Source organism: Phocaeicola faecium (assembly GCF_014837055.1).
Classification (GTDB): Bacteria; Bacteroidota; Bacteroidia; order Bacteroidales; family Bacteroidaceae; genus Phocaeicola; species Phocaeicola gallinarum.
This window is the reverse complement of record NZ_JACSPQ010000020.1, coordinates 1264-3763: the sequence shown is the minus strand read 5'-3', so window position 1 is coordinate 3763 and position 2500 is coordinate 1264. Positions and strand designations below refer to the sequence as shown.

Sequence of the window (2500 nt, the reverse complement as noted above, 5' to 3'; positions counted from 1 at the left end):
AGGGGGTTTCCCGCCCCCTTTATCGTTACTTATACCTACATTTGCTTTTCCATAAGCTCCAGCCCTCCTCACGGAAGACATTCAACGCCGATGGAATGCTCCCCTACCGATCGTATTGATCCCGAGTCTTCGGCAAACCACTTAATACCCGATTATTATCCACGCCCGGTTCCTCGACTAGTGAGCTGTTACGCACTCTTTAAATGAATGGCTGCTTCCAAGCCAACATCCTAGCTGTCTCTGCAACCGGACTTCGTTAGACTAACTTAGTGGTTATTTCGGGGCCTTAGACGACGGTCTGGATTGTTCTCCTCTCGGGCGCGGACCTTAGCACCCACGCCCTCACTCCTGTACTTTGGCAATACCAGCATTCGGAGTTTGTCAAGACTTGATAGGCGGTGAAGCCCTCGCGTCTTATCAGTCGCTCTACCTCTGGTCTGGAACGTACAAGGCTGCACCTAAATGCATTTCGGGGAGTACGAGCTATCTCCGAGTTTGATTGGCCTTTCACCCCTACCCTCACCTCATCCGGAAGCTTTTCAACGCTTATCGGTTCGGACCTCCATCCGGCGTTACCCGGACTTCATCCTGGACAAGGGTAGATCACACGGTTTCGCGTCTGCCGCCGCGGACTGGACGCCCTGTTCAGACTCGCTTTCGCTTCGGCTGCGGGAATCATTTCCCTTAACCTTGCCGGCGACGGCAACTCGTAGGTTCATTATGCAAAAGGCACGCCGTCACAGCTTGATGCTGCTCCGACCGCTTGTAGGCGTACGGTTTCAGGGACTATTTCAACCTCCTGTTCGGAGTGCTTTTCACCTTTCCCTCACGGTACTGGTTCACTATCGGTCTCTCGGGAGTATTTAGCCTTGCCGGATGGTCCCGGCTGATTCGCGCAGGATTTCACGTGTCCCGCGTTACTCAGGATACTGCTACGCTTCCTATGGCTTCGCGTACCGGACTATCACCGTCTATGGTCGCTCTTTCCAGAGCGTTCCGCTCGCCATCGTTCATGCGATGCCGCAGTCCTACAACCCCCGTCCTGCCGTAACAGGGCGGGTTTGGGCTCTTCCCCGTTCGCTCGCCACTACTGGGGGAATCATTGTTATTTTCTTTTCCTGCAGGTACTAAGATGTTTCAGTTCCCTGCGTTAGCCTCCCGCTGTGCGGGATGGTGCCCCTTCAGGACACCGGGTTGTCCCATTCGGATATCCGCGGATCAAAGGTTGCTTGCACCTCCCCGCGGCTTGTCGCAGCTTGCCACGTCCTTCATCGCCTCCGAGAGCCTAGGCATCCACCGTACGCCCTTATCTATTTCCGTAATATACTTTCTTCCGTCAGCAAACGGAAGGGCGTATCTTCAAAACCTTCTCTTCGTTCGTTAGTTTGTCCATCATGTCACAGACCGCATTGTCCTTTCGGACTTACGTGGAGAATAACGGATTCGAACCGTTGACCCCCTGCTTGCAAAGCAGGTGCTCTAGCCAGCTGAGCTAATCCCCCTTCACCGGTAGTCCCAGGCAGAGTTGAACTGCCGACCTCTACATTATCAGTGTAGCGCTCTAACCAACTGAGCTATAGGACTGACTTGTAATGCCTCGTTCTCAACTCACCGTACTTACCTGTGCCGTACGGATCATTCTCCTCTTTACAGCATATATATCTTTTCGACACGCAGGAACCGAAAACGGCACAAGCATCATACCGCTCCAGAAAGGAGGTGTTCCAGCCGCACCTTCCGGTACGGCTACCTTGTTACGACTTAGCCCCAATCACCGGCTTTACCCTAGGGCGCCCCTTGCGGTTACGCACTTCAGGCACCGCCGGCTTTCATGGCTTGACGGGCGGTGTGTACAAGGCCCGGGAACGTATTCACCGCGCCGTGGCTGATGCGCGATTACTAGCGAATCCAGCTTCGTGGAGTCGGGTTGCAGACTCCAGTCCGTACTGAGGGAGGGTTTGGGGATTGGCGTCCCGTCGCCGGGTAGCAGCCCTCTGTGACCTCCCATTGTAACACGTGTGTAGCCCCGGACGTAAGGGCCGTGCTGATTTGACGTCATCCCCACCTTCCTCACACCTTGCGGTGGCAGTGCCCCCAGAGTGCCCAGCTTTACCTGATGGCAACTGGCGGGAGGGGTTGCGCTCGTTATGGCACTTAAGCCGACACCTCACGGCACGAGCTGACGACAACCATGCAGCACCTCCATGCCTGCCATTGCTGGAAGCCCCATCTCTGAGGCAGTCAGGCACAGTTCAAGCCCGGGTAAGGTTCCTCGCGTATCATCGAATTAAACCACATGTTCCTCCGCTTGTGCGGGCCCCCGTCAATTCCTTTGAGTTTCACCGTTGCCGGCGTACTCCCCAGGTGGGATACTTAACGCTTTCGCTTGGCCGCCGACCGTGTATCGCCGACAGCGAGTATCCATCGTTTACCGTGCGGACTACCAGGGTATCTAATCCTGTTCGATACCCGCACCTTCGAGCCTCAACGTCAGTCCAGG

Annotated in this window: 2 tRNA genes and 2 rRNA genes (2 of these 4 running past the window's edge); all 4 read right to left on the bottom strand. The window is 55.4% G+C overall.

Going from position 1 to position 2500, the window contains the following annotated elements:
- A 23S ribosomal RNA gene (locus tag H9626_RS13240) occupies positions 1-1320 on the bottom strand (it extends 1564 nt beyond the left edge of the window).
- A 108-nt stretch (positions 1321-1428) separates the two neighbouring features.
- A tRNA-Ala gene (locus H9626_RS13235) sits at positions 1429-1502 on the bottom strand.
- Positions 1503-1510: 8 nt separating this feature from the next.
- Positions 1511-1584: transfer RNA gene (locus tag H9626_RS13230), tRNA-Ile, on the bottom strand.
- Positions 1585-1712: 128 nt separating this feature from the next.
- A 16S ribosomal RNA gene (locus H9626_RS13225) occupies positions 1713-2500 on the bottom strand (it continues 835 nt past the right edge of the window).
- Together the 16S and 23S rRNA genes with 2 tRNA genes alongside form the textbook arrangement of a ribosomal RNA operon.